This is a genomic window from Salinicola sp. MH3R3-1 (genome assembly GCF_001937155.1).
Classification (GTDB): domain Bacteria; phylum Pseudomonadota; class Gammaproteobacteria; order Pseudomonadales; family Halomonadaceae; genus Salinicola; species Salinicola halophyticus.
Window position 1 is genome coordinate 1 of record NZ_MSDP01000096.1, and the last position, 285, is coordinate 285.

At 54.0% G+C, this 285-nt stretch carries 1 tRNA gene; it reads left to right on the forward strand.

Annotation, left to right across the window (positions count from 1 at the left end):
- Window positions 1-73 precede the first annotated feature (73 nt).
- A tRNA-Lys gene (locus BTW08_RS18520) sits at window positions 74-149 on the forward strand.
- Window positions 150-285 lie beyond the last annotated feature (136 nt).

Sequence of the window (285 nt, forward strand, 5' to 3'; positions counted from 1 at the left end):
CCAGCGCCTCGGGGCGGGAAAAAATACTTGCCTGCTCCGAGGGTTATGAGTAATATGTGCGCCCAGTCGGGAAGGGTCGTTAGCTCAGTTGGTAGAGCAGTTGGCTTTTAACCAATTGGTCGTAGGTTCGAATCCTACACGACCCACCATCTCGTTTTTTCCTGTCATTGCCGCCAAACCGATGCGCGTTTCCGTACGCCTGTGTTACTGATTGAGAATTCCCTCAGGAGACCTCTCATGGCGTCCCGTTCATTCCGGCCCGATTGTTCCAGTCCATCACGCCCA